Source organism: Spirulina sp. CS-785/01 (assembly GCF_028330525.1).
GTDB lineage: Bacteria > Cyanobacteriota > Cyanobacteriia > Cyanobacteriales > Spirulinaceae > JAQMSD01.
Genome location: NZ_JAQMSD010000307.1, coordinates 1 through 6,140, shown reverse-complemented (window position 1 = coordinate 6,140; position 6,140 = coordinate 1). Strand labels below are relative to the sequence as shown.

The following is a 6,140-nucleotide window of genomic DNA, read 5'->3' as shown; positions in this document are numbered from 1 at the left end:
TGGTCTATGCGTAGCCTAAGAGATTGTGAGTCTCAACCGCATCGTTCGCGCAGCGTCTCCGCAGGAGAAACGGTATCGACTCACCCGCTTTCCTCCCCCACCTGTTCCGAGGTGGGGGAATCCTACGAATCTTTTGTTGAATTCAAAATCCCCTATGGAATCTAGTGGTTTATCCACCAATCCTTCTGAACCTCCTAGTCATAGGTGGTCCAGAGTTATTGGTACAACGATCGCATTACTTACGTTAATTATTCCGACGCTGGCGATCGCGTATTACTCCTCTCCTGTATCTGTTGAACCCCTACCGAGACGTATGTCCCATCAACCAACCTCAATCCATCCTGAGCGTTTCCCTCATCTACCCTGACGGGTGAACCCCCCAAAACACAAGCCTTTGGGGGGATTACTGACGTTTTTCCGTGGTGCTTCACCACGGAGAACCAATCAAAGTGAGCGCACTCCAGAAATAGGGGTGGCGTAAATCTTGGTTGCCTAATTCTGCCAACTCCGCAGGGAGAGGATAGCGATTTTCAGGAGTCACTAAAAACCCATCCTCAAAATACACTTCACCCCGCAAAATGGACAATTGAGTTTGACGCAAGGCTTCAGCTTTAATGGGAGCATCTTGGAGTTGTTCGTAAAAGCGACTCATAAAGCCTAATGTTCCTCGGTCTGAGATATACCAAAGACTCCCCAAAGCACTTTTGGCCCCAGACCCCACCGCCAGTCCCGCAAAGCCTAATTCTGCGTCGGGATCACCCAATGCAGTCCGACAGGCACTTAACACCAGTAAATTCACTTGGGGACTATAAAATTTTAAGTCCCGAATTTCGGGTAAGGTGAGTAAATGATCTTGGAAGGCAATATAAGAATTGCCTAACTGGCCGGGTTGAAATTCCCCGTGGGTTGCTAAATGGACAATGCCATAGGGCGTTTGCGATCGCGCATTAAGCAAACGCTGTTCCGTAAACGCCTCGTCTGCATAAGCCGTCCCCTTCCAAGCCTGTTGGGTAATAATCTCCAACTCTACGGGAACAGAGGGTAACGGTTCAAGCTGTACTTCCGGTGTATTAAACCGTTGTGATCCCATCGCCAACACCGAAGAAGACTGAATCGGCGTATATTCCGTATCCGTTAACGCCAAACTCGGCATCAGGCCAACACTATAGCGTTCAATTAAAAATTCTTCCCCGTTAGATAACGCTGCGATCGGAACAGACCGCAATCCCTCATCTAAAATAAACGCAATATTCTCAATCTCCCACTCTTTTAACACAGATTCCGCCGGAGCAATTAACCACTCATACAATTGTTGAGAAGCCGCTACAAACCCCCCAGGCCGCCGAAGATTTGTTAAATTACGACGTAACTCTCCCGCCTTCTCTAACACCTCCTCCCGTGTCACATTTCGCAGAGGAATGCGAACCGGAGTCCCCTCCGATTGAATTAACACTAATTCCAGAAAATCCCCATTCTCTCCCTTAGAATTATCCTTCCTGGCCTCCTTCACCGTTGTTTGTCCATCCCCTCCCCCTTGGGACGCAAACTGCGCATAAAACAACACAGGTTTAACGCCAGTCGCTTGTTCTATATTTTGTAAGGTTTGTTGTGCATCCTCTAACGTAGGAATCTCCGGGAAAGATTGATTCCAATAGTCACTATACTCCTGACTGTACTGTGCTTCTAGAGTTGCCACAGGATTAATGACATCTGAGAAATTAGTCTCCGTTGCGTCTAACACAGTAATCTCATTACTACTATTCTCATCACTACAATTGGGAGGACATAACCGGAACTCATCGGTAATTACTGCAAGATCAACTAAAGGCTCTGGAGTAGGCTCTGGAGTAGGCTCTGGAGCAATTTCTGGAGCAATATCACTGACAGTCGCACTGTAAAATTCTCGATTACTCAAGGAAAGAATATCACTTCCCCCTAAATCAAATAAATTAATTGTACTATTGATCTGCTCCGGTGCAATATATTCTAGAACATCTCCCGGATTAAGAGAAATTGTCCCCGTTTGTCCAGTAATCTCTACCCCATTTAAAGTTAATTTTCCGAGACTGGTTATATTATCTAGATTTAACGTCAGATTATCATTATTAACATCACTCACATATCCCGATAAATCCTCATAACTAATCGTCACTGTTTCTCCACTCTCTAACGCTAAAGCAGGGAAAGCAGATACAGACGGAGGGGAATTAACAGAAGTAATAAAAATCGTCTCTCCTACTTGCTGAGTCGAAGTATTTTCAGTCATCGAAAACGTTTGAGACGTGATGATATTTGTCTCTGAAAATGAACTCGCTTCAATTTTTCCTGCTATTCCATTAACCGTTGCACCACCAACCACAAAATCAACATTATCAGAACCCCCATCATGGGTAATTTCTACAACTCCCGATTCCCACCCACTCGCATTAATTGTTATCCCCGTATCTGTCCCCAAAACCAACCCATTCGCTTCAATTTTGACATTTCCACCTATGTCTTCTGCGGGGGAAGTATTAATACTGGTAAAAGTAATATTTCCTCCAAAAGAAACGTGATCCTTTGTTGATAAAGTAACATTTCCTCCAGCACCTGTGGTTACAGTGGTATTTAAACTTCCTGCTGAAATCGTTGCTCCTTCTATATTAATATCACCTCCCTCCACTGTAATCGAATTATTACTATTCATAAAAAAGCCACCATTCCCATCAAAGTCACTATCTGCTTTAAAAGTGATAGAGCTTATATTTGCTGCATCATCCCAACTTAAATTAATCCCATCCTCAATAATAATATCATTAGTCGCTTCTAATTGAATAGAAGTATCAGAGAGTCCGAGTAACTGGTCTTTATCAATCGTAACATCTTCTCCCACAAAATCATTTTGCAAGATATCGGGTAGAGAAGCATCTACACCCGCACTACTCGCATTATCAGAAATTGTAATATTTTCTGGGTCTAAAAGTAACGTCCCCCCAGTCACATCCACATCCCCTTCAAAAATCAACGTCTCTTTCCCTGACACCTCCACAAACCCCTCTCCTCCCGTTGCAGAAATTGACCCATAAAACCCCGTCACTTCATCCGACCAAAGAATAACAGTTCCCCCTTCTCCGTTTATTTCTCCATTGGCTAAAATACTAGACTCAGCATCCACAAGAGTACGAGACGCATTAAAAAAAGTCCCTTCTCCTTGATAGTCTCCCCCCACTAAAACCGTCCCCCCTGTTGACCCAGAAGCGTCAAGACTTGCACCCAATAAAGCAATTTTATCTCCTAAAATATTTATAGTCCCTCCTGCTTCAGAGGAAGAAGTATCTATTGTTCCCGCAATAACACTGGTTGCACTATCAAGGGGGATAGTAGTATTATTCACTGTAATGCTATCGTTTGTTGCAGTAATATCCGTATCAACTCCCGTTAATAATTCCGGTAAATCTAGAGGAGAAAAAGGGAGAATGTTCCCATTATTATCCCTAGGAGGTTTAACAGTGAGACTGAGAATAGTATTGGCTTGAGATAGTTCAATTAAACTACTACCCGGAACAGAGGCCATAGTAATAGTTCCTCCTGGAGATGTAACGGTTCCTGTATTAACAACATTTCCCCCTAAAAGGGTAACATTTTGTTCTGGGGAAACCGTTAACTCTCCTGTATTCACAATTGCACCAACTGGGGAATGATCAAAGGCAAATTGAAACGGTGTGCCGTTGAGTTGACTATAATTATTGTCTCCCACTGCATTAAACCAGTTATCTGGATTAAATCCAATTCCGGTGGCCGTGGTAGCGAAAAAGTCCCCATTGATATTTAAGGTAGCATTAGGGCCAAAAATAATCCCTGCGGGGTTCATTAAGTATAAATTGGCATTACTTCCTGTGACTTGGAGTTGGCCATTAATTAAACTCCGTTGTCCTCCTGTCACCCGTCCTAAAATATTTTGGACATCAGAATTACTGAGAAAATTAGCAACGTCTCCCGCATCCAGTCCAAACTGACTAAAACTATGGAATAAATTAACCTGATCTTCGGAATAAGTCCCTCCTTGGATTATATATTCTTGGCCGTTTTGCTGAATGGTTGTTCCAGTTCCATCCTGAGCAGGAATGGGTTGAGACAGGGTAGTGTTTGAACAAAGAATTGTCAGTCCACTAGCAAGAATACCTATTGTGCAATAAGGAAATTGCAATGAGTAGCTCATAGTCGAAACTCCGAGAAATTGGGAGACCATATCAATTTAATTCAGTTGTAACACTTCAATTTCGGCAATCTTCTGATCTCCATCACATATCAGTCACCAGTATCCGAAGGAAGGAGGCAGAAGGCAGGCAGAAGAAGGAAGTTATGTGACATCCGGTTAATCCTTATAAGTTCGTAGTAAGCCCTTTAGGGGTTACAATGACTGCTTACGAAAAAAATTTTTTTATCCCAAAATTTCTTTTAGTTTATCAACTTGTGCTGGGCTGAGGGTGAGTTCAATTTCTACTTTTTGGGAAGCATCTCGTAAGAGAAGGATTTGATTTTCCCCTTGTTGTGTCCCGGCCATTTGGGGATTTTTGACTTTAACTGCGTCGTAATGAATGCCTGGAATGGCGACTCGTAAAACAACCTGTTGTTGTGCTTGAGAGAAAATAAATAATTCTTGATTGGTGGTGTTGTACTCCAGTTTGCGGGCAGTAATGCTACGTTCTTGGTCGTTGTTGGGTTGTTGCCAATATAGGGTAATTCCCCCAATACGGGGAGATTGTATTTTAAATCGCTCATCAAAGCGTTGGGGAGTCCAATCCAGATCATAGGGATTTTCCGTTTCTGGAAGCAGACGTTGAGCAAAGGTGACTTCTTGATCAGTTAGACTTTCCCACCATTGCTGAATCCGTGTAAAGTTCTCTGTATTCTCTGGGTTGGGGCTATTTTTTTGCCAGACAATTTTACCTTGCATCGTTTAATCGGTAGGATTTTGGGATATACCTCAATTGTGCCACTGAGAAAAAATTATGGGAGATGTGCGAGCGATTTTGTGCGGGTACTACGGAAAAGGGAATGGGGGGGATGAGGCGTTGTTAGCGTCTCTGTTGCAGATGTTGCCCTCGCAGGTGCAGCCGATTGTGTTGTCAGGGAATCCTCAAGCGACTTACGATCGCTATGGGGTAATTACTTGCGATCGCAATTCCGCCTTTCGGGTCCTAGAAGCAATGGGAGAGTCAGAGTATTTTATTTGGGGGGGTGGGAGTCTCATGCAAGACACCACCAGTTGGCGGAGTCCCTTATATTATGGAGGATTGATGGGACTAGCGCAGCAACGGGGTTTAAAGACCATTGCCTGGGCCCAGGGTATTGGTCCCCTGAAACGGTCTTTCACCCGTTGGCTGACGCGGCAAACCCTGTTAGGGTGTGTTGGGGTATCCGTCCGAGATAAGGCTTCGGCCCAACTCCTGCAACAATGGCAGATTAACCCTCTTTTAGCCCCTGATCCTGTCTGGGCCTTAACTCCCCAACCCTATCCCGGCCTCGGCGACATTCACGCGCCCAGAGTGGCGGTTATATTGCGTCCTCACCCCCGTCTCACCCGGCAAAGGTTGAATCACCTCACCCAAGCCTTAATCAGCTTTCAGAAAGCCACAGACACCAGTCTGTTACTGTTACCGTTTCACCCTGCCCAGGATTTAGAGATGGCCGAAGCGGTGGCCCAACAACTCCCCGGTATTCACTCTATTCTCACCCCCGACACCCCCCAACAACTGATGGGGATTTTTGATGGGGTAGAAATGGCCATTGGAATGCGGTTACATGGGTTAATTATGGCCGCTTCGCAACAATGTCGCTGTTTTGCCCTCAGTTATGATCCGAAGGTGAGTCAATTGATGGAAGATTTAGACTTACCGGGTTGGGAGTTAGAGGAGATACCGGATGATCCCAATGTGATTTCTAAGGCATGGTTAGACTATTATGCCAATGGACTGCCTTTAGAGGTGGCCCAGATTGAATCATTGCGCGATCGGGCGGCGTTACATGGAGAATTGTTGAATAATTGGTAATGGGTAATTGGGGATTGAGGATTGGTAATTGGGGATTGAGGATTGGTAATTGGGGATTGAGGATTGGTAATTGGGGATTGAGGATTGGTAATTGGGGATTGAGGATTG

The 6,140-nt window shown here is 44.6% G+C and carries 3 protein-coding genes; 1 reads left to right on the top strand and 2 read right to left on the bottom strand.

Annotated elements, in window-relative coordinates:
* Positions 1–427: 427 nt before the first annotated feature.
* Together PN462_RS20230 and PN462_RS20225 are read right to left on the bottom strand one after the other, a co-directional pair.
* On the bottom strand, positions 428–4,198 hold the full coding sequence (locus PN462_RS20230) for a CHAT domain-containing protein (protein ID WP_272130646.1): 3,771 nt from the start codon (positions 4,196–4,198) through the stop codon (positions 428–430).
* 222 nt (positions 4,199–4,420) lie between these two features.
* Positions 4,421–4,936, bottom strand: coding sequence for a hypothetical protein (locus tag PN462_RS20225; RefSeq protein WP_272130645.1), 516 nt, complete (start codon positions 4,934–4,936; stop codon positions 4,421–4,423).
* A 55-nt stretch (positions 4,937–4,991) separates the two neighbouring features.
* Here PN462_RS20225 and csaB point away from each other — a divergent pair, with 55 nt between their 5' ends.
* Positions 4,992–6,032: a polysaccharide pyruvyl transferase CsaB gene (gene csaB, locus PN462_RS20220; RefSeq protein ID WP_272130644.1), complete on the top strand. Its 1,041-nt coding sequence runs from the start codon at positions 4,992–4,994 to the stop codon at positions 6,030–6,032.
* Positions 6,033–6,140: the final 108 nt, after the last annotated feature.

Excerpts from the sequence above, each read along its gene's own strand:
- PN462_RS20230 (WP_272130646.1), bottom strand. The coding sequence starts at position 4,198 with ATGAGCTACTCATTGCAATTTCCTTATTGCACAATAGGTATTCTTGCT.
- PN462_RS20225 (WP_272130645.1), bottom strand. The coding sequence starts at position 4,936 with ATGCAAGGTAAAATTGTCTGGCAAAAAAATAGCCCCAACCCAGAGAAT.
- csaB (WP_272130644.1), top strand. The coding sequence starts at position 4,992 with ATGGGAGATGTGCGAGCGATTTTGTGCGGGTACTACGGAAAAGGGAAT.